This window comes from Kocuria sp. 2SI (assembly GCF_005502825.1).
Classification (GTDB): domain Bacteria; phylum Actinomycetota; class Actinomycetes; order Actinomycetales; family Micrococcaceae; genus Kocuria; species Kocuria palustris.
The window spans coordinates 175,235-200,311 of record NZ_SCNB01000003.1 but is presented as its reverse complement, the minus strand read 5'-3'; the positions used below and the strand labels follow the sequence as shown (position 1 = coordinate 200,311).

Annotated in this window: 21 protein-coding genes; 14 read left to right on the top strand and 7 right to left on the bottom strand. The window is 71.7% G+C overall.

Going from position 1 to position 25,077, the window contains the following annotated elements; genetic code table 11:
* The first annotated feature begins 77 nt into the window (after positions 1-77).
* The 3 genes from manA (at position 78) to FFS25_RS03140 (ending at position 5,205) form a co-directional block, all read left to right on the top strand.
* Positions 78-1,250, top strand: coding sequence for a mannose-6-phosphate isomerase, class I (gene manA / locus FFS25_RS03150; protein WP_137801873.1), 1,173 nt, complete (start codon positions 78-80; stop codon positions 1,248-1,250).
* The gene (locus FFS25_RS03145; RefSeq protein ID WP_137801872.1) at positions 1,247-3,868 is read left to right on the top strand and encodes an AAA family ATPase; all 2,622 of its coding nucleotides are present in this window, start codon (positions 1,247-1,249) and stop codon (positions 3,866-3,868) included. The genes manA and FFS25_RS03145 overlap by 4 nt, the downstream gene beginning before the upstream one ends.
* Before the next feature lie 125 nt (positions 3,869-3,993).
* Positions 3,994-5,205: a hypothetical protein gene (locus tag FFS25_RS03140; protein WP_137801871.1), complete on the top strand. Its 1,212-nt coding sequence runs from the start codon at positions 3,994-3,996 to the stop codon at positions 5,203-5,205.
* A 7-nt stretch (positions 5,206-5,212) separates the two neighbouring features.
* Here the strand turns inward: FFS25_RS03140 and FFS25_RS03135 are convergent, their stop codons facing one another.
* The gene (locus tag FFS25_RS03135; protein WP_006213916.1) at positions 5,213-5,413 is read right to left on the bottom strand and encodes a hypothetical protein; all 201 of its coding nucleotides are present in this window, start codon (positions 5,411-5,413) and stop codon (positions 5,213-5,215) included.
* 143 nt (positions 5,414-5,556) lie between these two features.
* Between FFS25_RS03135 and FFS25_RS03125 the strand changes: the two genes are divergently transcribed.
* Together FFS25_RS03125 and FFS25_RS03120 are read left to right on the top strand one after the other, a co-directional pair.
* A complete protein-coding gene (locus FFS25_RS03125; protein WP_171004078.1) occupies positions 5,557-6,405 on the top strand; it encodes a DsbA family protein in 849 nt (282 codons plus the stop codon).
* Entirely contained in the window at positions 6,402-6,725 is a 324-nt protein-coding gene (locus FFS25_RS03120; RefSeq protein WP_137801870.1) for an acylphosphatase, read from the top strand. The genes FFS25_RS03125 and FFS25_RS03120 overlap by 4 nt, the downstream gene beginning before the upstream one ends.
* A gap of 9 nt (positions 6,726-6,734) precedes the next feature.
* On the opposite strand, the gene FFS25_RS03115 is transcribed toward FFS25_RS03120, so the two are convergent.
* The gene (locus tag FFS25_RS03115) at positions 6,735-7,550 is read right to left on the bottom strand and encodes a spermidine synthase (protein ID WP_137801869.1); all 816 of its coding nucleotides are present in this window, start codon (positions 7,548-7,550) and stop codon (positions 6,735-6,737) included.
* 129 nt (positions 7,551-7,679) lie between these two features.
* Here FFS25_RS03115 and FFS25_RS03110 point away from each other — a divergent pair, with 129 nt between their 5' ends.
* From FFS25_RS03110 to FFS25_RS03095, 4 genes are all read left to right on the top strand, one after another.
* Entirely contained in the window at positions 7,680-8,894 is a 1,215-nt protein-coding gene (locus FFS25_RS03110) for an endonuclease/exonuclease/phosphatase family protein (protein WP_137801868.1), read from the top strand.
* Positions 8,895-9,005: 111 nt separating this feature from the next.
* On the top strand, positions 9,006-9,827 hold the full coding sequence (locus FFS25_RS03105; protein WP_006213911.1) for a hypothetical protein: 822 nt from the start codon (positions 9,006-9,008) through the stop codon (positions 9,825-9,827).
* 202 nt (positions 9,828-10,029) lie between these two features.
* Positions 10,030-10,929 carry a glycerophosphodiester phosphodiesterase gene (locus FFS25_RS03100; protein ID WP_249933743.1) on the top strand — a complete coding sequence of 300 codons (900 nt, stop codon included), beginning with the start codon at positions 10,030-10,032 and terminating at the stop codon, positions 10,927-10,929.
* A gap of 383 nt (positions 10,930-11,312) precedes the next feature.
* Positions 11,313-12,125 carry an FAD:protein FMN transferase gene (locus FFS25_RS03095; RefSeq protein WP_137801867.1) on the top strand — a complete coding sequence of 271 codons (813 nt, stop codon included), beginning with the start codon at positions 11,313-11,315 and terminating at the stop codon, positions 12,123-12,125.
* 130 nt (positions 12,126-12,255) lie between these two features.
* Here FFS25_RS03095 and purB read toward each other — a convergent pair whose 3' ends face one another.
* On the bottom strand, positions 12,256-13,698 hold the full coding sequence (gene purB / locus FFS25_RS03090) for an adenylosuccinate lyase (RefSeq protein ID WP_137801866.1): 1,443 nt from the start codon (positions 13,696-13,698) through the stop codon (positions 12,256-12,258).
* Between the two features lie 132 nt (positions 13,699-13,830).
* Here purB and FFS25_RS03085 point away from each other — a divergent pair, with 132 nt between their 5' ends.
* The 4 genes from FFS25_RS03085 to FFS25_RS03070 all read left to right on the top strand — a co-directional run bounded on the left by FFS25_RS03085 (position 13,831) and on the right by FFS25_RS03070 (position 19,046).
* Entirely contained in the window at positions 13,831-14,937 is a 1,107-nt protein-coding gene (locus FFS25_RS03085) for a histidinol-phosphate transaminase (RefSeq protein WP_137801865.1), read from the top strand.
* Positions 14,938-15,261: 324 nt separating this feature from the next.
* Positions 15,262-16,413 (top strand): thiamine pyrophosphate-dependent enzyme, encoded by a 1,152-nt coding sequence (locus FFS25_RS03080; RefSeq protein ID WP_212742706.1) that lies wholly within the window; start codon positions 15,262-15,264, stop codon positions 16,411-16,413.
* On the top strand, positions 16,410-17,423 hold the full coding sequence (locus tag FFS25_RS03075; RefSeq protein WP_137801863.1) for an alpha-ketoacid dehydrogenase subunit beta: 1,014 nt from the start codon (positions 16,410-16,412) through the stop codon (positions 17,421-17,423). Before FFS25_RS03080 ends, FFS25_RS03075 begins: the two co-directional genes overlap by 4 nt.
* Before the next feature lie 54 nt (positions 17,424-17,477).
* Positions 17,478-19,046: a dihydrolipoamide acetyltransferase family protein gene (locus FFS25_RS03070; protein WP_137801862.1), complete on the top strand. Its 1,569-nt coding sequence runs from the start codon at positions 17,478-17,480 to the stop codon at positions 19,044-19,046.
* A gap of 96 nt (positions 19,047-19,142) precedes the next feature.
* On the opposite strand, the gene FFS25_RS03065 is transcribed toward FFS25_RS03070, so the two are convergent.
* The 4 genes from FFS25_RS03065 to FFS25_RS03050 all read right to left on the bottom strand — a co-directional run bounded on the left by FFS25_RS03065 (position 19,143) and on the right by FFS25_RS03050 (position 23,016).
* Positions 19,143-19,742, bottom strand: coding sequence for a DNA-3-methyladenine glycosylase I (locus FFS25_RS03065; RefSeq protein WP_137801861.1), 600 nt, complete (start codon positions 19,740-19,742; stop codon positions 19,143-19,145).
* Positions 19,743-19,855: 113 nt separating this feature from the next.
* Positions 19,856-20,977: a DUF8320 family protein gene (locus FFS25_RS03060; RefSeq protein ID WP_137801860.1), complete on the bottom strand. Its 1,122-nt coding sequence runs from the start codon at positions 20,975-20,977 to the stop codon at positions 19,856-19,858.
* A complete protein-coding gene (locus FFS25_RS03055) occupies positions 20,958-22,259 on the bottom strand; it encodes a sensor histidine kinase (protein WP_137801859.1) in 1,302 nt (433 codons plus the stop codon). Before FFS25_RS03055 ends, FFS25_RS03060 begins: the two co-directional genes overlap by 20 nt.
* Positions 22,260-22,299: 40 nt before the next feature.
* The gene (locus FFS25_RS03050; protein ID WP_137801858.1) at positions 22,300-23,016 is read right to left on the bottom strand and encodes a LuxR C-terminal-related transcriptional regulator; all 717 of its coding nucleotides are present in this window, start codon (positions 23,014-23,016) and stop codon (positions 22,300-22,302) included.
* A 315-nt stretch (positions 23,017-23,331) separates the two neighbouring features.
* Between FFS25_RS03050 and FFS25_RS03045 the strand changes: the two genes are divergently transcribed.
* Positions 23,332-25,074 (top strand): long-chain-fatty-acid--CoA ligase, encoded by a 1,743-nt coding sequence (locus FFS25_RS03045; RefSeq protein ID WP_006213895.1) that lies wholly within the window; start codon positions 23,332-23,334, stop codon positions 25,072-25,074.
* Positions 25,075-25,077: the final 3 nt, after the last annotated feature.

Here is a 25,077-nt window from a genome sequence, read left to right as displayed (position 1 = left end):
CGCCGCCCCATACATGGGGGCGCGGGGCCCTGCTGCGGCAGGAAGGCGGGGACAGTCCCCGTGCTTACCATGGAGCCATGCCCCAGCTATTCGAGATGATCGACCCCGTCCAGCACTACTCCTGGGGCTCGCGCTCGGTCCTGGCGCAGATGCAGGGGCGGCCCTCGCCCTCGCAGCAGCCCGAGGCCGAGCTGTGGATCGGAGCCCACCGCTCGGCACCGTCGCAGCTCGTGCTCCAGGCCGGCCCGCAGCCCCTCAACGAGCTGCTCCTGGAGGAGCCCGAGCGCTTCGTGCGCGACGGCGCCCAGGTCGTGGCCGACGACGGATCCCTGCCCTTCCTGCTCAAGATCCTGGCGATCGAGGCCCCGCTGTCGATCCAGGTCCACCCCTCGATCGCGCAGGCCCGGGAGGGGTTCGAGCGCGAGGAGGCCGCCGGGATCGCGATCGATGCGGCACATCGCAGCTACAAGGACCGCAGCGACAAGCCGGAGACCGTGGTGGCGCTGTCGCGGCTGCAGATCCTCACGGGCATGCGAGATCGCGCCGAGCTCGGTCTGCTGGCCGAGGCGCTGGACCAGCAGTGGCTGCGCGAGGCGCTCGAGCACCCCGAGCCCGTCCTGCGCACCGTGCTGAGCCTTCCGGAGGACCGGGCGCAGGCGGCTCTGGCCGCTCTGGAGGCGGCGGTCCGCAGCCTGCCCGCCGACGACGAGCTGGGCTCCGTGCTGACCTACATCGCCCGCTCGCACCCCGGTGATCGCGGCCTGCTGGTGGCCCTGTGCATGAATCACTTCGTGCTCGAGCCCGGGGAGTCCATGTTCACCCCCGCAGGCCAGGTCCACGCCTATCTGCAGGGCACGGCCGTGGAGATCATGGCCTGCTCGGACAACGTGCTGCGCGCGGGGCTGACCCCCAAGCACGTCGACGTCGACGAGCTGCTGCGGGTCGTGACCGATGACCAGGATCCCGGGGTGCCGCAGGAGGCCGTGACGGGTCCCGACGGCTTGCGCCGCATCCCGCTGTGGGAGGACCGCCTGAGCCTCGTCTCGGGAGAGGTCGAGCCCGGGCGGGAGCTCGAGCTCGATCCCAGCACGTGCACGGTCCTGTGCGTCGACGGCTCCGTGACGCTCGGCGCCCCGGGGGCCGAGCAGATGGAGGTCGGCTCCGGGCACTCGGCCTGGGTCCGAGCCGACGGCGAGCCGGTCGTCGTGAGCGGGCACGGCACCTTCTGGGCCGTGGAGCTGCGGGCATGACCGCCGGTTCCGGGGAGCCGACCCCGTCTCAGAAGGCCGAGAACGCCGCCGACGACGGCATGATCCGCATCCGCGGCGCCCACCTGCACAACCTGCGCGATGTCGATGTCGAGATCCCGCGCGAGCGACTGGTGGCGTTCACGGGGATCTCCGGCTCCGGGAAGTCCTCGCTGGCCTTCGGCACCCTGCACGGCGAAGCCCAGCGCCGCTATCTCGAATCGGTCGCCCCGTTCGCCCGTCGGCTGATCGCCGGGGCCGTCGATCCCCAGGTCCGATCGGTCGAAGGTCTTCCGCCGACCGTCGCCATGGGCCAGCAGCGCGGAGGCGGCACCGCCCGGTCCTCGGTCGCGACCATCACGGCGCTGTCGAACACGATCCGGCTGCTGTACTCGCGGGCAGGGGAGTATCCCCAGGGGATGGAGCTGGGCCCGCGCGGTCGGCTGGACTCCGACGCCTTCTCCCCGAACACCCCGACGGGCATGTGCCCGGTGTGCCACGGCCTGGGCGTGCAGCACGTTCCGACCGAAGAGTCGATGGTCCCGGATCCGAGCCTGAGCATCGCCGACGGCGCGATCGCGTCGTGGCCCGGCGCCTGGAACGGCAAGAACCTGCGCGACATCTGCCGCGAGCTCGGCATCGACATCGACCTGCCGTGGCGCGAGCTGCCCGAGCAGACCCGGCAGTGGGTGCTGTTCACGGACGAGCACCCCGTCGTGACCGTCCATCCCGTGCGCGGAGCCCATCAGGTCCAGCGCGAGTACCAGGGGACGTTCTCCTCGGCGGCCTCCCTGCTCATGCGCACGCTGGCCGAGACCGGCAGCGCGAGCATGCGCGCCCGCGCGCTGCGCTTCGTGGAGTCCCGCCCGTGCCCCGAGTGCGACGGCCGCCGCCTCACCCGGGCCGCGCTGTCCGTGACCTGGTCCGGCGAGCCGATCGACCGGCTGCAGGCCCGACCCCTGGACGAGCTGCTGCAGCTGCTCGAGGACAGGCGCGCGGAGCTGGACCGCCGTGCTGAGAAGGGCCAGCGACTGGGTCCCGGCGAGGAGGCCGAGCATCTGCTGCTCCAGGACGGCTGCTCGACCCTGCGCTCGGTCGTGGACCTGGGCCTCGGGCATCTGAGCCTGGATCGCAGCAGCCTCAGCATCTCCCCCGGCGAGATGCAGCGCCTGCGCCTGGCGGTGCAGCTGCGCTCGGGGCTCTTCGGGGTGGTCTACGTCCTGGACGAGCCCTCGGCGGGGCTGCACCCATCGGAGGCGCGTCAGCTCATGGCGGTGCTGCGCCGCCTCGTGGGCGCGGGCAGCAGCGTGTGCCTGGTCGAGCACGACATGGAGCTCGTGCGCGGCTGCGACTGGGTGGTCGACGTCGGCCCCGGCGCGGGCACCCAGGGCGGACGCATCCTGCACTCCGGTCCCGTCGACCAGCTCCAGGACGTCGCGGAATCGGCCACGGGCCGTTTCCTGCGCGCCTCGACGCCGCCGGAGCAGATCCGCGGCGGCCCCGTGCGGGTGAGCGAGCAGCGCCTGCACCTGCGGGGCGTGCGCCGCAACACCCTCGACGGCATCGACGCCGAGTTCCCGATCGGGGCGCTGACCGCGCTGACGGGCGTCTCCGGCTCGGGCAAGTCCTCGCTGCTGGATGCGCTGGGGGATGCGACGGCGCAGCATCTGGAGGGCTCCGGCGTGGTGGACCTCGAGGCCGGCGACCCGGAGGAGACCGGCGAGGGCTCCGAGGCCGAGCAGCAGCGCCGTCCGGGCACCACCGTCGCGGCCGCGGAGGGCCTGGAGGAGGTGCGCCGTCTGGTGCGGATCACCCAGAAGCCGATCGGACGGACGCCGCGCTCCGACCTGGCGACCTACACGGGGCTCTTCGATCACGTGCGCGCGCTGTTCGCCGACACCCCGGAGGCCCGCTCCCGCGGCTGGAAGGCCGGGCGGTTCTCCTTCAACACGACCCCCGGGCGCTGCCCGCACTGCCAGGGGCAGGGCCAGGTGGAGGTCGAGCTGGTCTTCCTGCCCGGCTCCTGGACCGTCTGCCCGGTCTGCCACGGGACCCGCTACGACGACGAGACCCTCTCGGTGCGCTGGGAGGGGAGGACGATCGCCGAGATCCTGGAGCTCACGGTCGCCGAGGCGCTCGCCGTCTTCGCGGAGGAGCCGTCCGACCAGGAGGCTGCGCATCAGCCGCGCTCGGCCTCCCAGCGCCGCCGGGTCGATGCGATCCGCAGGCCCCTGGAGGCCCTCGGGGCGCTGGGACTCGGCTACCTGCGACTGGGCCAGCCGGCGACCGAGCTCTCCGGCGGAGAGGCCCAGCGGATCAAGCTCGCCTCCGAGCTGCACCGCACCGGTCGCAGCCGGACGCTCTACCTGCTCGACGAGCCCAGCACGGGGCTGCATCCGGCCGATGCCGAGCGACTGCTGCGGGTGCTGCACGACCTCGCCCGCGACGGGGCGACCGTCGTGATGGCCGAGCATCGCCCGGAGGCGATCCGCACGGCCGACCATGTCATCGATCTGGGCCCGGGCGCCGGGCGCCGCGGCGGGACCGTCGTGGCGGCAGGCACTCCGGAGGAGGTCGCCGTCGATCCCGACTCGGTCACGGGTCCCTGGCTGCGCGGCTGAGACGGCTCGCGCGTCACGGCCCGGACCGCAGTGCGCGGCAGGAGGCCGCGATCCGTAGGATGGCCGTGCGGCGCCGCCCGGCACCCCCCCCCCCGTATCCGCTCGCTTCGCAGGAGGCATCTGAGATGACAGCCGCCTCGCGCCCGAGCGCCGGACTCCGATCGGCCGCGCTGCTGGGCTGTCTCGCCGCCATGGGACTGCCGCTGGCGGGCTGCGCACCGGCCGATCCCGAGCCGGACATCCCGGAGATGGAGCAGCCGCCGAACCGGGAGATCGCCGAGCCCGGGCTCGTGGCCGGGGCTGAGCTGCCCGTCTGGGCTCGCAGCGCCGACTGCGATCAGCCTCGACCCAGCGCCGAGGACGACGGCCTGGCGCGGACCGCACCCGCATCGGATGCCGCTGACGTGGCCTTCGTGGTGCCGCAGACCGAGCTGGCCCTGTGCGAGCTGCCCGGGGTGGTCTCGGCCTCCGTGGAGGGCTCGTACTCCCAGGGGGGCGAGGCCCGCGAAGGAACCGTGGACCTGGGGCTGCTCTTCGCGCCCGAAGCCACCCCCGAGCAGATCGCTCAGGCCTGGTCCTCAGCCGAGACGGAGGCCGAGGCCCAGCTGTCGGGGGCCGGCATCGGACTGGGACAGGTCTCCCTGGTGCTCGACGACGGCTCCTCGATCTCGGGACCGGCAGAGGCCTCGTCGGCCTCCGAGCCCGCCGCTGCGGACGGCCGGGCGACCGGCTCGGCAGCGACGATCCCCGAGGCCATCGACCTGCTTGCCGCGCTGCAGCGCACAGGCCCCCAGCCGGGCGCGCAGGAGACTGCTGCCCCGGATCCCTCGGCGTCGCCGTCCTCCGCCGAGGAGCAGGGGCCCGAGCGCCGCTGGTCGGTGAGCGTGGGCCAGCAGCTGGAGGTGACCACCGTCTACTCGGCCGATCTGTCTGCTGAGGGAGCGCTTCCCCAGCTCTCCCGGGTGCTCACGGGCACCCAGGAGGCCGGCCAGGCGCCGGGCGGGCACCAGGTCGCTGTGACCGTGATCGACGGCCGCGTGCGGCTCACGGTCCCGAGCGCGTTCGCGAAGTCGCTGACGCCCGAGCTGCTCGAGGACCTCCACGACCTGGGCCAGGTCCCTGATCTGCAGGCCACGGCGCGGGTCGAGGGCTCGGACGGGGCGGCGCCGATGCTCAGGGTGCGCTCCGAGCGGCTGCCGGAGTACAGCGAGCCGCAGTACGAGGAAGCGGCCGAGGCCCTGAGCGGCAGCGCTGCGGAGGCCGGAATGCACCTGGACCACCGGCTGGACGGAGAGCCGCTGCCCTTGGACGAGGAGCAGGCCGAGGCCCAGGACTGATCCGGACTCAGCCGCGCGTGGGGCGCTGCGGGGCCTGGCCTGAGTGCCGTCGGCGCATCCGCAGCGCCATGCCCAGCCCGGTGATGGCCATCGCGGCCATGAGCGCCCCGAGCAGCATCAGCAGCGGGTCGGAGATCACGGCTCCCACGACGATGACGATCACCGCCAGGACGATGAGCACGATCTGGAACGGGACCATCAGCTGCACGGGCGGACTCCTTCTGGCAACGGGCTCTCGGACGGCACGACGCTGGCAGGGTATCGCGCAGTCAGATCCCGCCCGTAGTCTGGGCCATCGCAGACCGATCACCGCGGGGCCCTCCGGGCACCGCCTCACCCCCCGGGAGTGCCATGACATCCCATCCCACCGGATCCCGCCTCGCGGCCGGCCTGACGGCTGCCGCCTGCTGCGCGCTGCTGCTCACGAGCTGCCTTCCCAGCTCCGATGAGGACCCCTCGACCGAGGGCTCCGCCTCGGCTCAGGACTCCGCCTCCGCCTCGGAGACCGCGAGCGAGGGCTCCCCGAGCCAGGACCCGTCGGAAGGGGGCTCCGCCCAGGCGGAGGACTCCGCCAGCGCCCAGGACTCCGAGGCCCCGCAGGAGGACACCGAGGTCCCCGGCGTGGACCAGGCCATCGAGGACGGCTACGCCCTGAACACGGCCAGCGGAGATCTGCCCGTCGTGACCATGTACACCGACTACGAGTGCCCCGCGTGCGGGTCCTTCCACCCTGCGGTCGAGCAGGTGGCCGAGGAGCTCGACGGCGAGGTCGTCGTGCGCGTGAAGAACTTCCCCCTGTCCATGCACGACAACGCGGTGCCGGCGGCCCACGCGGTCGAGGCCGCCGGTCGTCAGGGGGAGGCCCACGAGTACGCGAGCCTCGTCTACGACGACGTCGACGAGTGGTCCGAGCTCTCGGACGGCGAGCTCGAGGACCGTTTCGTCGAGCTCGCCGGGGAGGCGGGGCTGGATGAGCAGCGCTTCCGCGAGGACATGGGCTCCAGCGACGTCGAGGAGATCGTCGAGCAGCACAGCCAGCAGGCGGAGGACCTCGAGCTGACGGGGACTCCGAGCTTCGTGGCCGATGGCAGGGCCATCGACCTCGGGGAGATCGGCAGCGCGGAGGACCTCCGCGACGTCCTGCGCGATGCGGCCGAGGGCTCCTCGGGCTCCTCCAGCGATTCCGGGACCCGGGCATGAGCCAGCAGGGCGCAGCACGAGACGAGGAGGACGGCCTGGACACCAGGCAGAGGCTGAGGGCCATCGCGATCGTGCACGGAACGGTGCAGGGCGTGGGCTTCCGCTACTGGACGTGGAAGCACGCCGAGAAGCTGGGGCTCGTGGGCTGCGCCCGCAACCTCGACGACGGCACCGTGGAGGTGATCGCCGAAGGCACCCGCTGGGCGGTGCGCGATCTGCTCAAGGAGATCCAGGGCCCGGACGCACCGGGGGCCGTGATGCGCGTGGACGCGCACTTCGAGGGCCCCCAGGGCGACCTGAGCGGCTTCACGACCGCCTGAGCGGCGGATTCACTCACCGGCCAGCCAGTCCTCGAGCTGCATGCGGTCCAGGACCGCGGCCGGGTGAGGGCCGGCGGCGCGCAGGGCGTCCAGGTTCTCGCGCGGCATGCTCGAGGGCGAGCCCAGCAGGATGAGGTTGCCGGCGCGCTGCCCGTCGAGCATCGAGGCGTCGCTGAGGCACCACACGTCGGCGAAGGCCGGGGCACCGCCGCTGCCCTGGGCCTCCACCATGCGCTCGGCCTGCTCGCGGAAGAAGCCGAGTCCTGGGTCATCGCCCACGTTGACGATCAGCGCCCCGTCGGGGGCCAGGACCTGGCCCATCTCCTGGTAGAACGATCGTTCGCGAAGATGGGCGGGTGCGTCGTCGCCGGCGAAGACGTCGAGCACCAGCAGGTCGAACGGCTCCGTCTCGGCTTCGCGCAGCGCGCTGAGCTGCTCCCGGGCGTCGCCGATCAGGACCCGGGGCGGCTGCGAGTCCGGCCAGGGGAGGTGCTCGAGCACGAACCCCGGCAGCTCGCGGGCCAGCTCGATCACCGTCTGCTGCGATCCCGGGCGGACCGCGCTCAGCCGGCGGGGCAGCGTCAGCGCCCCGGCCCCCAGATGCAGCGCGCGCACGGGCTGTCCGCTCGGGCGCTGCAGATCGCAGGCCGCCGACATCCGCTGCAGGTACTCGTAGAAGACCCGGCTCGGATCTGCCAGGTCCACGTGCGACTGCTCGGCGCCGCCGATGCTGAGGATCCACCCCTCGGTCAGCTCGTCCCAGGCGATCTCGGCCCCGGCATCGAGGGCGGACAGGAAGCGGGAGCGGCGTGCGGGGCGGGACATGCTCGGATCGTCTCACCGATCCGCGCGATCCGCTCGCCGTGCGTTCACGGCCGGTTCAACCGCTCTCGCTACGGTCGGTCCATGTCATCGGCCGACCGGCCGCGTCCACCGAGCACTCCAGGGGATCACATGAGCCGCCGCACCGCACTCACCCGCCGCAGCCTGGTCGGAGGCCTGGCCGGGGCCGCGGTGACCTCGATCGCCCTTCCCGCCGCAGCCTCCGAGCGCGGCGGGGCCGGGCATCGGACGCTGCGGTTCATGACCTACAACGCCTCGCTCAACCGCGGCTCGCAGGGGCAGCTGGTGCGGGATCTCTCCACGCCCGGCAACGCCCAGGCGCAGGCGGTCGCCGAGGTCATCCAGCGCTGCGCCCCCGACGTCCTGCTGATCAACGAGTTCGACTACGACGCCGAGCACCTGGGCGTGCAGCTGTTCCGGGACAACTACCTGGCGCGCAGCCAGAACGGCCAGGCCCCGCTGGACTTCCCCCACGCCTTCACCGCTGCCGTCAACACGGGCGTGGACTCGGGCCTGGATCTCAACGGCGACGGGACGCTGCGCACCGGCGACGATGCCTGGGGCTTCGGCCTCTTCCCCGGCCAGTACGGCATGGCCGTGTACTCCACGGCGCCCATCGACCACGGCGCGGTGCGGACCTTCCAGCTTCAGCTCTGGTCGCAGATGCCGGACAGCCTGCTGCCCTGGGACTACTACGGCCGCGAGATCGGGAAGCGGCTGCGGCTGTCGTCGAAGTCGCACTGGGACGTTCCCGTGCGGGTGGGCCGCGACACCGTCCATGTGCTGGCCTCCCACCCGACTCCGCCGTCGTTCGACGGATCCGAGGACCGCAACGGGAGGCGCAACCACGACGAGATCCGCTTCTGGGCGGACTACATCACGGGCTCGCGCCGCGGCAGCTGGATCCGCGACGACAACGGGGGCACCGGCGGACTGCTGCCCGGCAGCAGGTTCGTGATCATGGGCGATCTGAACTCCGACCCTCAGGACGGGGACTCCTGGCCCGGGGCTGCCCGGCAGCTGCTGGAGCACCACCGCATCCAGGATCCCCGGCCGAGCTCGGAGGGGGCCGTCGCGGCGGCTGCCGCCCAGGGAGGTGCCAACACGAGGCATCTGGGCGAGCACCGCTTCGACACGGCGGACTTCACCGACCAGGCGCCGGGCAACCTGCGGGTTGACTACGTCCTGCCGTCGTCGAATCTCCGGGTGCAGGACTCCCAGGTGTTCTGGCCCGCCCCGGGGCAGCCCGGCGCGGAGCTCACGGGCTCGTATCCCTTCCCGACCTCGGACCATCGGCCCGTCTGGGCGGATCTGCGCGTGCGCTGAGTCGTGCCTGCGGCTCCCAGCCAGTCGTCAGGAGCCGATCAGACAGGGCGCTGATGGCCGTGGGTAGGCTGGTGTCGAACTTCTCAAGGACACCCACCCCAGGAGACGACCGTGGCGTTCAACCCCCTGAAGCACGCATTCGATGATGACGGCAAGCCGACCCCGGCGCTGAACGGCTTCCTCGACAACGCCCTGAAGGTGCAGCGTCCCGTCGTGCTGCGCTGGGTCAAGCGGCTGCGCGCCGAGCACCCGGACGAGACCCCCGAGCAGATCGCCAAGCGCCTCGAGCGGATGTACGTCCGGGCGAACACGGCCACCGGCGGCGTGGCCGGCGGTGCGGCCATGATCCCGGGCATCGGCACGCTGGCCTCCCTGGGCGTGTCGACCGTCTCGGTCGGCGGCTACCTGGAGATGACCGCGCTGTACGCCCAGGCCATCGCGGAGCTGCACGGCGTGCACACCTCCGACCCGGTGCGCACGCGCTCCATGGTCATGGCCCTGATGCTCGGCGAGGACGGGGGCGTGCTCATGAAGCAGGTCCTGGCCTCGAGCTCCAAGTCCCGAGGCCTGACGAACCGCTGGGGCCTGATGATGGGCACTGGCTCCAAGGAGGGCGGCCTCGATGTCGGCAAGAAGCTGCGCAACATGTTCGTGCGCCGCTTCATCCGCAAGCAGTCCACGGCGGCGCTGGGCCGCGCGCTGCCCTTCGGCATCGGCGCCGTGGTCGGCGGCGGCGCCAACCTGGCCATGTCGCGGGCGGTCGTGAAGAGCACCCAGGAGGCCTTCGGGCCGCTTCCGGCGAGCTTCCCGCCCGAGCTGTCCGAGGTCGACCGGGCTCCCAAGCTCGCCGACGACGCCCGAGACCGCTCCAAGGATTCCGAGGAGGCCGGTGAGCCGGCGCAGATCAGCGGCGAGGGTCAGCAGGACAGCTGAGTCCTGCGGCGCACAGCGGCCGACATGATGCAGGACCCCTGGTCCCCGCCTGATCCTTCAGGCGGGGACCAGGTGCTTCATCGGGTCGGCCGTCGTCGTTCCTCCGGCGTTCACAGCAGGCCCCTAGCGTGAGAGGCGAGAGCGCTGTCCGACTCCCTGCGAGTCGACGGCGCAGCACCCTCTCCTCGCAGGAAGGCACAGCTTGGGCCCCAGGATCCTCGCGCATCGCGGAGCGAGCGCTCAGTACCCCGAGCACACGCGGGCGGCATACGTGCAGGCCCTGCTGGACGGGGCCGACGGCGTGGAGGGAGACGTCCACCTCACGCGCGACGGCCACCTGGTCCTGCACCACGACGCCCAGCTGGGGCGCACGAGCGACGGCCGCGGACCGATCTCCTCGCACACGCTGGCCGAGCTGCGCCGTCTGGACTTCGTCTCCTGGAAGGGCATCGAGATCCCGGTCAGCCACGGCGAGCCCCATGAGCAGCTGCTGACGCTGCCGGAGCTGCTCGAGCTGCTGCGCGGCGCGGGCAGGCGGGTCGGACTCGCCATCGAGACCAAGCATCCCTCCCCGGCCGGTCATCGGCTGGAGGTGGCTGTGCTCAGCGTCCTGATGGCCGAGGGCTGGGACCCGGAGACCGGGCGCCTGGGGAACCTGCAGGTCTCGATCATGAGCTTCCACCCGGATGCCGTGCGCCATGTCCTGCAGACCGTCGCCCCGCGCAACGTGTGCCAGCTGATCGAGGATCCCACCCCGGAGTCCGTGGCCGCGAGCCTGCGGGTCCCGGCTGCGACGGCCCGGCTCGTGCACGCCGGCATGCGCTGGGTCGTGCCGTCGGCGGAGCCGATCATCACCCGGGGCCTGTGCGAGATCGCGGGTCCGGGCATCGCCTTCGTGCGGGATCACCCCGGTCTCGTGCGGACCTGGCTGGCGCAGGGCTCGATCCTGCGGGTCTGGACGGTCGACACCGCGGCGGACCTCGAGCTGTGCCTTGCCCTGGGCGTCCAGCAGATCACGACCAACCGGCCGGGGGAGCTGCTGGATCGACTCGCTGCGGGCGGTGCCCCCACCGCTGTCGGCAGCAGCGATAGAATGTGTTGAACAGCCCACTGCAAAATGCATATTCATTAGATATTCGGTGCAGCCAAGTTTCGACATCGTCCCCAGTCAGATGGGTCGAAAATATCGGAGGAAAGGTGTTGCATCTTCATTACTCGCAGGTAACGTATGGGCTGTGCCGACGGGTGCCGAGGGCCTCACCTCGCTTCCGTCGACATGGCGCGCCGATTCGACAGGGGCTGTGACAGCAGTCCGAGAGACTGGAGTCTCGGAGCATCGCGCAGAGGAACGGAGCCGGATCGCGGGCTGCGATACGTCTTCACCCTCTGTCTCCCGAAAATCTGGCCGGTGTCGATCTGCGGCGGCCTTCATCTGGTCCGGGGCATCCCCAGCCCCGCCTCATCCCCCCACGAGGTTCCCCCACCATGGCCGTTCCCCCCAGGCTCCGCCGCAGCGCCCCCACGCTGACGGCGCAGCGGACCGTGTCCGCCGTCGACCCGCTGACCCGCATGGTCGCCGAGTCCATCGCCGACGAGGTCCTCTCCGACCTGTCGCGGGTGCTCAGCACCGAGCGCCCGGACTCCGAGCTGTCCCTGCTGCTCTCCCTGAGCAGCGATCATGCGCTCACCGCCCAGATCTCGCCCACGCTGTGCGCCGTCCTCGAGGCCGCTCAGCGCGCCCAGGCTGTCTCGAGCGGCTGGTACCGCCCGATCCGCCTGTCGCGAGAGCTGACCGGCGGCGAGACCGTCGAGCTCGACACCCGCACGCGCCGGCTCACCCTGCCGCGCGGCACCGAGCTCGACCTGTGGGACATCGGCTGCGCCAGGGCCGCCGACCGCATCATGGAGCGCGTCCAGGAGGCCGATCCCTTCGCCTCCCTGGCCATCGCGGTCGGCTCCTCGGTCAGCGCTGTGGGCGCCGCCTGGGAGATCTCCGAGGCCCTGGGCGAGGACCTCACCGTGCTGGACCCCGCGCTGCAGCGCGGTGCCCGCGCCTTCGCCGTGCTCTGCGAGCAGACTCGCGGCGTCGGCGCTGAGGTGTGGGATGCCGTGGCCGTGAGCGCCGACAGCGCCGTGGACGCGCTGGCCTTCGCGGGCTCTGCCGAGGAGCTGGGGCGCATGGCCCCCGAGTGGCTCGAGACGGTCGGCGCTCAGGCCGAGCTGCGCCCGTCGCGCCCCGGACGGCTGTTCGGCCGTCGCCGCGTGCGCACCGCTGGCTGGGCGGCCAAGGACATGTGATCGGGCGGTGCGGACCTGACGGATCCGCGCCGCTGAGAGGGGATGCGAACGACGACGCCGGGCGGTGCTGCTGGACCAGCAGTACCGCCCGGTGTCGTCTGCGCGGGAGCCTCGGACGGGACGGGGCCCCTCAGCGCTCGAGATGCTCCACGAGCCTGGGGGCGATCCCGATGTAGGTCTGCGGCGTGAGCTGGGACAGGCGCTGCTCTGCGGCATCGGGCAGCCCGAGCTCGGCCACGAACTCCTGCAGGCGCTGCTGATCCACGCGGTGGCCGCGGGTCAGGTCCTTGAGGCGCTCGTAGGGGTTCTCCATGCCGGGGGTCCCGGCGATCGCCTCGGCGCGCATGACGGTCTGGATCGCCTCTCCCAGGACCTCCCAGTTCTCGTCGAGGTCGGCGGCCAGGACGTCGTGGGCCACATCCAGGCGCTGCAGGCCCTTGGCGACGTTCGAGATCGCCAGCAGCGAGTGCCCGAAGGCGGTGCCGATGTTGCGCTGGGACGACGAGTCCGTGAGGTCGCGCTGCCAGCGCGAGGTCACGAGCGTGGCTCCCAGCGTGTCCAGCAGCGAGCACGAGATCTCCAGGTTGGCCTCGGCGTTCTCGAAGCGGATCGGATTGACCTTGTGCGGCATGGTCGAGGACCCGGTGGCGCCCTCGACGGGGACCTGGCGGAAGACGCCGATCGAGATGTAGGACCAGATGTCCGTGCAGAGGTTGTGCAGGATGCGGTTGAACCGGGCGACGTCCGCGTAGAGCTCGGCCTGCCAGTCGTGCGACTCGATCTGCGTGGTCAGGGGGTTCCAGCTCAGCCCCAGCCCCTCGACGAAGGTGCGCGAGACCTCCTGCCAGTCGGCCTCTGGTACGGCGGTCGTGTGGGCGGCGTAGGTTCCGGTGGCCCCGTTGATCTTGCCCAGGAACTGCGTGGATCCGACCCGGGCGAGCTGGCGCCCCAGGCGGTGGGCGAAGACCGCGAGCTCCTTGCCCAGCGTGGTGGGCGTGGCCGGCTGTCCGTGGGTGCGCGAGAGCATGGGCGCCTCCGCGCTGTCGGCGGCAAGCTGCGAGATCTGCTCCACGAGCTCGCGGGCAGCCGGGGCCCAGACCAGCTCGACGGCATCGCGCACGCCCACGGCGTAGGCGAGGTTGTTGATGTCCTCGGAGGTGCAGGCGAAGTGCACCAGCGGGATCAGGTGCTCGAGGCCCAGCGCGGGCAGCCGGCGCCCGATGTAGTACTCGACGGCCTTGACGTCGTGAACGGTCACGGCCTCGATCTCGGCCAGCTCGGCGATGCCCTGGGCGCCGAAGTCCTCGACGATGCGGCGCAGCCCGTCGATCTGCTCCTGGCCCAGCGGCTCGATCCCGGGAAGCACGCGTCCGGCGCACAGGTGGATGAACCACTCGATCTCCACATGGAGCCGGTTGCGGTTCAGCGCCGCCTCCGAGAGGTGGTCGATCAGCGGTGCGACGGCCGGGCGGTAGCGCCCGTCCAGTGCTCCGAGGGCCAGGGGCGGCTCGAGCCCGGCGAGCGGGATGCGGGCCGTGGGATCGTCGGTCGAGGGTGCGGAAGACTGAGACATGCGGACATTCTTCCATCCTCGGGCGGCGTCTCCGGGCGCGCGGCGGGCGCGCGCTGCTCGAGCCGGCGTTCCGTCCGGAACGGGGCTCCGAGGGCGGGCCTCATGCTGGGCCGCGCCGCTACAGTGAGGGCCATGCCCTCCGTCATACCCCGCGCCGCCCTGTCCGCCCTGCCCGACTACGCTGCGGGCCGGCCCCCGCAGCCCGTCGAGGGCCTCGAGGCCTTCAAGCTGTCCTCCAATGAGAACCCCTGGGGCCCGGTGCCGGCAGCCCAGGAGGCCATCGCCCAGGCAGTACAGCGGATGCACCGCTATCCCGACCCGACCGCCGCGACGCTGTGCGAGCGCATCGCCCAGCACCTGGGCGTGCCCGCCGATGACATCGTGACCGGTGCGGGCAGCCTGGGTGCGCTGACGCAGATCATCGCGGCCTTCGCGGGAACCTCCTCCGACGGCACGGGCGATGAGGTCATCTACCCATGGCGCTCGTTCGAGGCCTACCCGATCGTCGTGGGGACCGCAGGCGCCGTGAGCGTGCAGGTCCCCAACCTGCCGGACGGCTCGCACGACCTCGAGGGCATGCTCGCGGCCATCACCGAGCGCACCCGCGTGATCCTGCTGTGCTCGCCGAACAATCCCACCGGCCCGTCGCTGCGCCAGGACGAGACGGAGCGCTTCCTGGCCCGGGTGCCCGAGGGCATCCTCGTGGTGCTGGACGAGGCCTACCTCGAGTTCCAGGGCGACCCGGAGCTCGTCGAAGGCGTGCGCACCTACCGCGCCCACCTGAACGTGGTCGCGCTGCGAACCTTCTCCAAGGCCCACGGTCTGGCCGGTCTGCGCGTGGGGTACTCGCTCTCGCAGCCGGAGGTCACAGCCGCGCTGCGCAAGGTCGCGACCACGTTCGCGGTGACCGAGATGGCCCAGACCGCGGCGATCGCCTCGCTCGATCACCTGGAGCAGGTCCAGGAGCGGGTCCAGCGCATCGTCGACGAGCGCGAGCGCGTCCTGGCCCGGCTGGCGGAACTGGGCTGGGACGTCCCGCAGACGCGCGCGAACTTCGTGTGGCTGCCGCTGGGCGAGGACGCCCGCCGCTTCGCCGAGGCCTGCGCGCAGCAGGCGCTGTCGGTGCGGGCGTTCGACGGCGACGGAGTGCGGGTCAGCATCGATGTGCCCCAGGCCAACGACAGGTTTTTGGAGATCTGCTCCAACTTCCAGACGCCCGCGCGTCACGTAGTCTCATGAGACAGCTTCGTCTCCGGGCCCTGCGCGCAGCAGACGGAGACACAGGCATGAGCTGCCGGGCCGGACGGCCCGGGGCCGTGCCACCGCGTGAACCACACCTGGAGGTGTCCCATGGCGCAGGCCGACGAGGTCCCGGAGCGGGGACCCGATCAGGACCAGCCCAGCGCTGAGCAGTCGTCCGCGCAGACGGCGCAGGCCGCGTCGGCCGTCGAGGTCGCCGCCGACGTGGCCCCGGACGGATCGCCGGAAGCGCTCGTCGCGGATCCCCATGACGCCCGTGCGAGCGCCGGCACCGGAGCGCACCCCGCGGCCGTGGCCGCGACCATGCCCGTGGTCCGCCTGCTCGACGAGAACGGCGTCCGCCAGCACGACGAGCGCTTCTCGCGCTGGGTCGAGGACGTCGATGCCGAGGCGCTGCAGCGGATGCACCGCTCGATGGTGCGGGCGCGCCGCCTGGACGAGATGGCCACTGCGCTGCAGCGCCAGGGCGAGATGGCCCTGTGGCCCCCGCTGCGCGGCCAGGAGGCGGCCCAGGTCGGCTCGGCGCTGGCCCAGGGCGAGAACGACTACGTCTTCCCCTCCTACCGCGAGCATGCCGTGGTCCTGGAGCGCGGGGTCCCGGCCGAGCGGGTCCTGGTGCAGTTCCGGGGCCACGCGGCCTCCGGCTGGAAGCCGTCCGAGACCCGGACCCATGTCTACTCGCTGGTGCTGGCCTCCCAGGTCCCGCACGCGGTGGGCTACGCCATGGGCATGGTCCAGGATCGTCGGCTTGCCGAGGAGGCGGGGGAGCCCGCGCCGGAGCCCGGTGCTGTCACCGTCTACTTCGGCGACGGCGCCTCGACCGAGGGCGAGATCCACGAGTCCATGGTCTTCGCCGCCTCCTACGACGCCCCCGTGGTGTTCTTCGTGCAGAACAACCAGTGGGCGATCTCGGTGCCGTTCTCCACGCAGTCCCGCGTGCCCCTGGCGGCCCGGGCGGCCGGCTACGGCTTCGAGGGCGTGCGGGTCGACGGCAACGACCCTCTGGCTGTCCTGGCGGTGACCCGGTGGGCGACCGCCGAGGCCCGCGAGGGGCGCGGCCCCGTGCTGATCGAGGCGGAGACCTTCCGACTGGGCGCGCACACCACCGCAGACGACCCCACCAAGTACCGCCTCTCCGCAGAGGAGGCGCAGTGGGCGCAGAAGGAGCCCCTGCTGCGCATGCGCGCCCTGCTCGAGACGGAGCTCGGCGTGCAGGAGCAGTGGTTCCAGGACCTGGAGGAGGAGACCGACCAGTGGCTGAAGGAGGTCCGCTCCGAGCTGCTGCGCTCCGATCCGGGTGAGCTGGACCAGCGCTTCGACGTCGTCTACGCGCAGTCGCACCCGCTCGTGGAGGAGGAGCGGGCCTGGCACCGCGACTACGCCGATTCCTTCCTGGACGGCGAGGGCGGACCGGGCGCAGACGCAGGGCAGAGCCAGGAGGGGCAGAGGGCATGAGCGAGCAGCAGACGCGCACGGGCGGACCCACGACCGTCCGGGTCACTCTGGCCAAGGCCCTGACCATGGGCATGCGCCGGGCCATGGGGGAGGACCCCCGGGTCCTGCTCATGGGCGAGGACATCGGCTCCCTGGGCGGGGTGTACCGCGTGACCGAGGGGCTCAAGGGGGAGTTCGGCGCGCACCGGGTGCTGGACACCCCTCTGGGCGAGGCCGGGATCGTGGGCACCGCCACCGGGATGGCCATGCGCGGGTACCGCCCGGTGTGCGAGATCCAGTTCGACGGCTTCACCTTCCCCGCCTACAACCAGATCACGACCCAGCTGGCCAAGATGCATGCCCGCACCGACGGCGACGTCACCGTCCCGGTGACCATCCGCATCCCCTACGGCGGGCTCGTGGGCTCGATCGAGCACCACTCCGAGTCGCCCGAGGCCCAGTTCTCGCACACTGCCGGGCTGCGCATCGTCTCGCCGTCCTCGCCGCAGGACGCCTACTGGATGATCCAGCAGTCGATCGCCTGCCCCGATCCCGTGATCTTCTTCGAGCCCAAGCGCCGCTACTGGCTCAAGGGGGAGGTCGACCTCGAGAACCCGAGCACCGCCGATCCCTTCAGCGCCCAGGTGCTGCGAGAGGGCTCGGAGCTCAGCCTCGTGGCGTGGGGTCCGCTGGTGCCCGTGGCCATGGCCGCCGCAGAGGCCGCCGCGCAGGAGGGCCGCTCGGTCGAGGTGATCGACCTGCGCTCGCTGTCGCCGATCGACTTCGCGACCCTCGAGGCCTCGGTGCAGCGCACGGGGCGCATGGTCGTGGCCCACGAGGCCCCGGTCTTCTCCGGGCTGGGGGCCGAGATCGCCGCGCGCATCACGGAGCGCAGCTTCTACAGCCTCGAAGCCCCCGTGATCCGCGTGGGCGGCTACCACATGCCCTACCCGCCCGCCGGGGTCGAGGCGGACTACGTCCCGGACCTGGACCGCGTCCTGGACGGCATGGACCGGGCCTTCGCCTACTAGGACCCGCTCACCGCACGCACGCGCCCCGCACCGTCGCTTCCGAAGGATTCCCGCATGGCACAGATCTTCCGCCTCCCCGATGTCGGCGAGGGGCTCACCGAAGCCGAGATCGTCACCTGGAAGGTGCGCGTCGGCGACCAGGTCTCCGTCGATCAGCCCCTCGTGGAGATCGAGACCGCCAAGTCGCTCGTCGAGCTGCCCTCGCCCTGGGAGGGGGCCGTCCTCGAGCTGCTCGCCCAGGAGGGCGAGACCCTGGATGTCGGCGCAGGGCTGGTCTCGATCGGCGACTCCGCCGAGGCCCCGGGCTCGCGCCCGGATCCGGGCTACTCCGCCACCAGCGCAGGCGGCGATGCCGCCGCCGATTCGAGCGATCCGGAAGCACCGGCACCGTCCTCCAGCGCGGAGGAGGAGCCGCAGCAGAAGCCGCTCGTGGGGTCGGGCCCCAAGGCGGATCCGGTCGTGCGCAGGCAGCGCTCGCGCCGCCCCGCCCGCCCGGAGCCGACCCGTCCGGAAGCCCCTGCTCAGCAGGCCGAGCCCTCGCGCGGCCGCAGCACGGCCGAGCCCGCCGGCGGGAGGGCCTCGCTGGGCGACGGCATCGCCGACCTGCTCTCGCGAGCAGGCCTGGGGCAGGGGCCCGGCTCGCGCGGCGACCGGCTGGCCCGCCTGGCCGGGGGCGGCTCCCGAGAGGAGGCCGCGGCCTCGGGAAGCGGCGCGGTCGCAGCGCAGCCGGCGCGGGCCTCCCAGCCGGCCCTGGCCAAGCCTCCCGTCCGCAAGGCCGCCAAGGAGATGGGCATCGACCTGCGGGAGGTCTCCGGAACGGGCGAGGCCGGACAGGTCACCAAGCGAGACCTGCTGGCCTACGCCGCCCATCTGCGCGAGGTCCCGGACGGCCCCGACGGCTTCTGGGTCTCCTCGGACGCCCCCGGGGCAGGGGACCGGACGCAGCGGATCCCGGTCAAGGGCGTGCGCAAGCTGACCGCCCAGAACATGGTCAAGTCCGCGTTCTCGGCCCCGCACGTGTCGATCTTCGTGGATGTCGACGCCACGCGGACCATGGAGTTCGTGAAGCGGCTGAAGACCTCCGATCACTTCGAGGGAGTGAAGGTCACCCCGCTGCTCCTGCTGGCCCGGGCCGTCATCTGGGCCGCAGCGCGCAACCCCCAGGTCAACGCGACCTGGACCGACCGCGAGATCGTGATCAAGCGCTACATGAACCTGGGCATCGCCGCGGCGACCCCGCGCGGGCTCATGGTCCCGAACATCAAGGACGCCCAGGACATGAGCCTGCGCGAGCTGGCGATCGCCCTCAACGAGCTGACGGCCACGGCTCGTGCCGGGCGCACCCAGCCCGGCGACATGCAGAACGGCACCCTGTCGATCACGAACATCGGCTCCCTGGGAATCGACATCGGCACTCCGATCATCAACCCCGGTGAGGTCGCGATCGTGGCCTTCGGAACCATCAAGCAGAAGCCGTGGGTCGTGGACGGGGAGATCATCCCGCGGTGGATCACCACGCTCGGCGGATCGTTCGACCACCGTGTGGTCGACGGCGACCTCTCCGCGCGCTTCATGGCGGACGTGGCCCGCATTCTCGAGGAGCCCGCGCTGCTGCTCGACTGAACCCGCTCACGGCCTGACGAGCACCCCTGCGGAAGGCCCCGGCCGGCGCGCGTCGCTGCCGGGGCCGAGGCATGCGCACAGGAGCTCGCGGCCCCTTCAGCAGCGGAAGCAGCCGTCGAGGTGGCCGGGGGTCATCCCGGTGCGGGCCAGCAGCCGGGCGATCGTGCCGGGGCCGGCGTGCACGAGCCCGTGCTCGCGCAGGCGACCTGCGACCGCCTGGACGTGATCCGTCCCCTCGGCCGGCTCCAGTTCCCGCTGCCAGTCCTCGCCGGACCAGCTGCGAACGGCGCGGGCGGCGACCACCACAGCGGTGAGCTTGGCGCGATTGCGGATCAGCCGACGGTCCAGCAGCAGCTCGTCCACGGCGTCGTCATCGAGACCGGCCACGATCCGCGGGTCGAAGCAGCTGAAGACCTCCTCGAGCGCGGGCAGCCGCGACACCGAGGCACCCGGGGCCAGCCCGGCCTGCAGGATCTCGAGGCTCAGCGCCCGGAACCACTCGGAGCGCAGCTGCGGGCGGATGCCCCACGAGGTGTCGTGATCGTCCAGGACATCCGGGGTAGACAGCGCCCACGGGCAGCGCAGCCGACCGTCGGCGCACAGCACGGGGCTCAGCAGGACGGACGGGTCGTCGCGCAGACGGTCGGTGCAGGACGGCGCATCTGAGGAGCAGTGGGCGGCTTCGGCGGTGTGCATGGCGGCACGCTACGGCGATGCTCGCAGCAGCATCGGGGCCCGAGGACCGGACTGTGCAGCTGCGGCCCCCATCTCCGCCGATCCGGGTGCTGTGGAGCCTGGTGCCCAAGGGCTCAGAACTCGGAGATCTCACCGGTTCCCTGGGCGATCTCCAGGGCGATCGCGTCCTCGTCATCGTCGCCCGGGTCGTGCACGATCAGGACGGCGGACTGGTCATCGGCGGGGAACGCGCGGATCGTCACCGAGCCCGCCTGCGCGGCGTCCAGCACCGCGGCGGACTGCCGCCCCACGATCCGCAGCACGCGCTCGGGCAGGACGGAGCCGCGCTCGTCGAGGATGTCGACGGAGACGCCGCGCTCGCGGGCACGCCGGGCCGCCTCGTGCAGCTCCGGGGTCGAGATCGACCGACCGCGGATGGAATCGCGCAGGTGGGCCTCGAGGACCCGGAAGCGGCGGATCTCCTCGTCGTCCACGGGGCTCGAGTCGTAGGCGATCCGCTCGAGCGCGGGGCCGACGACACGTCGGACATCGTGCATGCGCCGGATCGAGGCGTTGACGGTATCCTGCTCGGCGTCGTCATCGGTCCGCGCCGATGCCCCCAGCGCCCGGGCCTCGCGGCGGCGATCCAGGAGCCGCTCGATCTCCGTGATGATCAGGATGGCGACGACCAGGGTGCCTGCGACCGTGGCCATGGGCGCCATGCCCATGAGCATGCCGTGCTCGGAGCGAGCGCCGAAGGTCGCACCGAGGGCGGTCGCGATGAACACCGTCCCCCAGGCCCACGCCGTGCGCTGGCGAACGGCCAGGGCGACCGGGAACAGGTGCAGCCCCTGGTACCCCCAGTGCTGCGACAGCAGCGGCAGCCGCTCGGGGTCGGAGTCGTGGGTCAGCGCCAGGCACGAGATCATGGCCACTACGGCGGTGATGACGGGAAGCTCGTCGAGCCGGCGTCGCCCTGGGGCGATCACGAGCAGGACCGCGATCATGTACGGCACGCCGGAGATCAGCTGCAGCTGCGGATGCTGGACCAACTGCAGCAGCGGCAGCCCCGCGATCAGCGACGGGATCAGGAAGGCCAGCAGCGGGCCGAAGAACAGCACGGAGCTCTGGGCCCGGCCCTCCGCCGTGAGCCGTGCGACCCACTGGCCCACGAGGTCCAGCAGGCGGCTGCGCAGCCCGACGTCGACGTCTGCGCGGTACCTGGCGCTGCGGCGCCTAGTCCGACGGATGGGCATCGCTGGGCCACAGGATCTGGATGCGCGTCCCGCGGTGCGGGGCGGAGACGACGTCGACCCGGCCCCCCGCGTTCTCGACATTGCCGATGATCGAGACCCGCACGCCGAGGCGCCGGGAATCCATGGAGCGCATCTGGAACCCCTTGCCGCGGTCGAGGACCTCGAAGGAGAGGTAGAAGCCGAAGGGGTTCAGCGCCGTGGGAGGGCAGGCCCCTCCGTCCATGGTCACGAAGGTGGTGGCCACGCCGGAGTGCCGTGCGCTGTTGGAGACCGCCTCGGTCACCGCGTGGATCAGGGCCTGGGCCGTGTCCGAGGGCATGAAGGCACGGGTGTGGCCCATGGGCCTGATGTCGGGGACGAGGACGTTGAAGCGCACGCGCGAGCGCCACGGGGTGAGGGCGTCGAGGAGGTCGTCCATCAGCGTGTGCACGTAGGTCGTGGCGGTTCCGGTGGCCCGCTTCTCCTCGAACTCCAGGACGCTCAGGGCACGCATGGCCAGCTCTCGAGTGCGCTTGGAGACGGCGCCCGGGGCCCGTGAGGCGTCCAGCAGCGCCGCCATGACGTTGTCGTGGATCAGCCGGTCCAGGCGCTCCTGCTCATCCGACTGCGTGCGCGAGCGGCGCAGCGCGGTGGCATGGGCGATCGCCGTGCTGTAGTCGGTGTCGGCGTGATCGGCGGCGCGCAGGGTCAGCGAGACCGCGATCGCGAGCAGGATCGCATAGAGGCAGTCGACCCCGCTCTGGATGATCTCCGACTGCAGCGGATAGCCCAGCGGCATCTGCAGGACGTAGATCCCCAGGCACAGCACCGCCCATCCGATCACGGCCAGCGAGGCGATCGCTCCCCAGGTCATCGCGGTGAGCCCCGCCGCGAGGACGAGCAGGAACGACAGCCACGGGGGAGAGATCTCGGAGGCCGGTGCCCAGATCGGGGCCAGCGAGGTGTAGCAGAGCATGATCAGGACGACGGCGGCCGTGGAGGGCCAGGTGACCACACGGCGCCGTGCGCCGAAGTAGAACAGCATGCCCGCGCAGACCTGCAGCCCGGCGAAGAACAGGGTGCTCAGCAGCGCGGGCGCCCCGGTGAGCGTGCTCACCGAGGGCAGCGCGGCCAGGCCGCTGGCGAACATCGCGGCCGCCGCGCACAGCTGCGCCGACCACTGCAGACGGTAGACGTTCGGACCCATGGTGCCGGCCGAGACCGGCGAGGGCAGCCGCGAGCGCAGGGCCCTGCCGTGATAGCGCTTGAAGTCCTGGGAGGACGGCTCGGCGGCGTGGATCATGGGTGCGCGTCGTCCCCGGTCAGCAGGACGAGCGGGCTGCTCAGCGGCGGATCTCGACGTTGTTCACATCGGCCTCGGGCTCCACCAGTCCGTCCTCGATCGCGCGGATGCGCAGATCGATCTTGGTGGGGGCAGGGCGGCCGATGCGCGCGTACTTCTCGCGGATGCGGTCGATGTTGGTCTTCACGGCGGACTGCTTGATGCCCATGCGGCGGGCCACCTGCACCTGGGCGAAGCCCGAGGCGTACAGGCGCAGCGTCTCCTGCTCGCGCGGCGAGAGGTTGGCGCGGGCGAACTCGATGTCGCCTTCGATCGCGGCCGCCAGCTCCTTGGTGATCACCGGCTTGCCGTCGGCGATGTTGCGGGCCTCCTCGATCGCGTGCTCGAGCGGCTCGGACTTGCGCACCAGCCCGAGGGCACCGGCGCGCAGGGCCTCTCGGATCAGGGCGGCGTTCTCCCCGATGGAGAAGATCAGCACCTTCATGCCGGCCTCGCGCAGGCGCTCGACGTTCTCGGACGGGCGCGAGCGGTCCGTGAGCGAGAGGTCCAGCAGCACGACGTCGCACTCGATGCGCTTGGCGCCCGGGGCGGTCAGCGCGGTGTTCTCCGGGTCGCGGCCGAGCTGGTCGATCAGGCCGGGGACGGTCGAGGCCGAGCCCACCAGCTTGACGTCCGCCTGGGAGGTCATGGAGACGAGACGGATGCCCTCGCGGACGACCTCGTGGTCATCGACGACGGCGACGAGCGTGGACGGCATGTGACACCTCTGGGAGGTTGACGGAATCGGACGGCCTGAGGGTCTGTCCGGGTGACGGACTGATGACCTCTCAGGCAGGTGTGGCCCCCGAGACGGAGCGCGCGTCTGCCCCGAACAGGCGCGGTCTCCGGCGTATGGACTTGCCTCAGTGTAGTCCAGCGCGAGGTCGTCGAAGAGGATTCGTTCCCAACTGTCCATGAATATGACTTGAGAATCGCCGACTCGGTCGCCCGCCCGCCCGTCCTGCGGAGGACCCCGGCTCGATCTCGGGACCGCAGCCGGTGCGCGCACAGCCCGGACGGTATCCTCGATCTCATGCCTGAGCAGACAGATGACCCGGCGGCCACCCCAGGATCCTCGCGGGAGCTCCTCGCGACCCGGCCGTGGACCGCCTCCTACGACGACGGCGTCGCCCATGACATCGACCTGCCCGAGACCTCGCTGATCCATATGCTCGAGCGCTCCGTGGCGGTCAACTCGCAGCGCGTGGCCCTCGAGTTCTTCGGAGCTCGCTGGAAGTACTCCCGCCTGGGCGCCGAGGTCGAGCGCGCCGCAGAGGGGCTGCGCCGGCTCGGGGTGGGCCGCGGCGACAGGGTGGCCCTCGTGCTGCCCAACTGCCCGCAGCACATCGTCGCCTTCTACGCCGTGATGCGACTGGGCGCGATCGCGGTGGAGCACAACCCGCTCTACACCGCCGCCGAGCTGCGCCACCAGTTCGAGGACCACGGCGCCAAGGTCGCGGTGGTCTGGGACAAGACGGTCGAGACCGTTCGCAGCCTCCCCGGCGATGTGGCCGTGGAGAGCATCATCTCCGTCGACATCACCCGGTCCATGCCGCTGCCCATGCGCACAGCCCTTCGCCTGCCCGTGCGCCGCCTCAGGCAGCAGCGCGCGGCGCTCACTGCCCCGGCCTCCGGGGCCACGGACTGGAAGCAGCTGCTCTCCCACGGTCCCCTGGCCCACGACCACCCCCGCCCGGGCGCGGAGGACCTCGCGATCATCCAGTACACCTCGGGGACCACGGGCCGGCCCAAGGGCGTGATGCTCAGCCACCGCAACCTCGAGTCCAACGCCGTGATGGGCCGCGAGTGGCTGCACACCGGCTCCGACGAAGTCGTCTACGGGGCTCTGCCTCTGTTCCACGTCTTCGGCATGACCCTGGGCATGACCTTCGCCATGTCGCTGGGGGCCACCCTGGTGCTGTTCCCCACGCCGCGCGCGGATCTGATCGTGGGCGCCATGAAGCGCACCCCGGCCACGGTGCTGCCGGCCGTGCCGCCGATCTACCAGAAGGTCATGGAGCTGGCCGATGAGAAGGGCCGCTCCCTGGAGGGCATCACCGTGGGCGTCTCCGGGGCCATGGCGCTGCCGCATCATCTGGTCGAGGAGTGGGAGGCGCACACCGACGGCATGCTGATCGAGGGCTACGGGCTCACCGAGTGCTCTCCGCTGGTGGCCTGCAACCCGCTCAACGACACCCGCCGCACCGGCTCGATCGGCATCCCGTTCCCGTCGACCGACATCCGCACCGTAGATCCCGAGACCCTCGAGGACACCCCCGTGGGAGAGCCCGGCGAGCTGTGGGTGCGCGGCCCGCAGGTCTTCCAGGGCTACTGGAAGCGCCCCGCTGAGACCGCCGAGATCCTGCAGGACGGCTGGCTGCGCACCGGCGACATCGTCACGGTGGACGACGACGGCTTCCTGCGCGTGGTCGACCGGCTGAAGGAGCTGATCATCACCGGCGGCTTCAACGTGGCTCCGACCGAGGTCGAGCACGCGCTGACCACTGCTGAGGACGTCGCGGAGGCCGCCGTCGTGGGGCTGCGGGGCGAGGACGGCTCGGAGGTCGTGGTGGCCGCCGTGGTGACCTCCCCGGACCGCACGTTCGACGAAGCCCGGCTGCGCGAGCACTGCTACGGCAAGGTCACCCGCTACAAGGTGCCCCGACGGATCATCGAGCTCGACGAGCTGCCGCGCACCATGCTCGGCAAGATCCAGCGCCGCGAGGTCCGCCAGCAGCTCGAGCAGCTGGGCGTCGACCTGGCCCGTCGCAGCTAGGCC

What these genes read in the sequence shown, in the direction of transcription:
- purB (WP_137801866.1), bottom strand. Translation starts at nt 13,698, where the DNA reads ATGTCTCAGTCTTCCGCACCCTCGACCGACGATCCCACGGCCCGCATC.
- FFS25_RS03085 (WP_137801865.1), top strand. Translation starts at nt 13,831, where the DNA reads ATGCCCTCCGTCATACCCCGCGCCGCCCTGTCCGCCCTGCCCGACTAC.
- FFS25_RS03145 (WP_137801872.1), top strand. Translation starts at nt 1,247, where the DNA reads ATGACCGCCGGTTCCGGGGAGCCGACCCCGTCTCAGAAGGCCGAGAAC.
- FFS25_RS03125 (WP_171004078.1), top strand. Translation starts at nt 5,557, where the DNA reads ATGACATCCCATCCCACCGGATCCCGCCTCGCGGCCGGCCTGACGGCT.
- FFS25_RS03140 (WP_137801871.1), top strand. Translation starts at nt 3,994, where the DNA reads ATGACAGCCGCCTCGCGCCCGAGCGCCGGACTCCGATCGGCCGCGCTG.
- FFS25_RS03070 (WP_137801862.1), top strand. Translation starts at nt 17,478, where the DNA reads ATGGCACAGATCTTCCGCCTCCCCGATGTCGGCGAGGGGCTCACCGAA.
- FFS25_RS03080 (WP_212742706.1), top strand. Translation starts at nt 15,262, where the DNA reads ATGCCCGTGGTCCGCCTGCTCGACGAGAACGGCGTCCGCCAGCACGAC.
- FFS25_RS03065 (WP_137801861.1), bottom strand. Translation starts at nt 19,742, where the DNA reads ATGCACACCGCCGAAGCCGCCCACTGCTCCTCAGATGCGCCGTCCTGC.
- FFS25_RS03060 (WP_137801860.1), bottom strand. Translation starts at nt 20,977, where the DNA reads ATGCCCATCCGTCGGACTAGGCGCCGCAGCGCCAGGTACCGCGCAGAC.
- FFS25_RS03055 (WP_137801859.1), bottom strand. Translation starts at nt 22,259, where the DNA reads ATGATCCACGCCGCCGAGCCGTCCTCCCAGGACTTCAAGCGCTATCAC.
- FFS25_RS03115 (WP_137801869.1), bottom strand. Translation starts at nt 7,550, where the DNA reads ATGTCCCGCCCCGCACGCCGCTCCCGCTTCCTGTCCGCCCTCGATGCC.
- FFS25_RS03110 (WP_137801868.1), top strand. Translation starts at nt 7,680, where the DNA reads ATGAGCCGCCGCACCGCACTCACCCGCCGCAGCCTGGTCGGAGGCCTG.
- FFS25_RS03095 (WP_137801867.1), top strand. Translation starts at nt 11,313, where the DNA reads ATGGCCGTTCCCCCCAGGCTCCGCCGCAGCGCCCCCACGCTGACGGCG.
- manA (WP_137801873.1), top strand. Translation starts at nt 78, where the DNA reads ATGCCCCAGCTATTCGAGATGATCGACCCCGTCCAGCACTACTCCTGG.
- FFS25_RS03045 (WP_006213895.1), top strand. Translation starts at nt 23,332, where the DNA reads ATGCCTGAGCAGACAGATGACCCGGCGGCCACCCCAGGATCCTCGCGG.
- FFS25_RS03120 (WP_137801870.1), top strand. Translation starts at nt 6,402, where the DNA reads ATGAGCCAGCAGGGCGCAGCACGAGACGAGGAGGACGGCCTGGACACC.
- FFS25_RS03075 (WP_137801863.1), top strand. Translation starts at nt 16,410, where the DNA reads ATGAGCGAGCAGCAGACGCGCACGGGCGGACCCACGACCGTCCGGGTC.
- FFS25_RS03050 (WP_137801858.1), bottom strand. Translation starts at nt 23,016, where the DNA reads ATGCCGTCCACGCTCGTCGCCGTCGTCGATGACCACGAGGTCGTCCGC.